The sequence below is a fragment of the Streptomyces sp. AC627_RSS907 genome (assembly GCF_019049165.1).
Map to the genome: position 1 here is coordinate 1 of NZ_JAGMUE010000658.1, position 653 is coordinate 653.

Genomic DNA, 653 nt, shown 5'->3' on the forward strand with positions numbered 1-653 from the left:
GGTGCGGACGAGGTCGGCCATGGCCTGCCGGTCGCGGGTGAGGACCGGGTAAACGAGCAGGTCGGCGGCGTGCAGGACCGGGTCGTCCAGGTGCATCCGGGCGGCCAGGTCGAGGGTGTTGAGCGCCTCCTCGTAGGAGTGGACGACGCCGCCCACGCCGGGGTGGGCGCGGCCGATGGCGACCTGGCCGCCGTCCGTCGCCGCGTACGCCTGCTTCGCGAAGTAGCGGAGTACGTCCGACTCGTCGCCCGGCGCGATGCAGATCAGCCTGCCGTCCTTGGTGGTGAGCAGGATGCGCCGGTCGCCGAAGCGGGTCAGCAGCGAGGTCTCGACCCGGCGGGTGACCGGGTAGCCGTCGTCGTACGGTTCGGCGCCCTGGGCCACCGCCACCGCGTGCGCGTGGGCCAGGATCAGGCCGAAGCGTTCGGCGCGCTCGGCGAGGCGGCCCAGGTCGCTGCGGCCGTAGAGCAGGTCGTCGATGAACTCGCGGCGCGCGGCCTCCTGCTGGCGGACGGCGAGCCGCTGGGCCCGCTCGTACCCCTCGGCGAACGCGTCCACGGCCTGGGTGATGGCGGCCAGCAGGTGGTCGGCGGCCGGGCCGCGCAACTGGGGGCGTACGGCCTGGGCCGTGACCAGGTGGGCGTGGATCAGGG

General features: G+C 74.4%; 1 protein-coding gene. It reads right to left on the bottom strand.

The window, feature by feature from the left end; all coding sequences use genetic code 11:
* Positions 1-653, bottom strand: a 653-nt coding sequence (locus KUM32_RS37645; protein WP_374227600.1) for a PucR family transcriptional regulator, incomplete at both ends; no start/stop codon positions are given.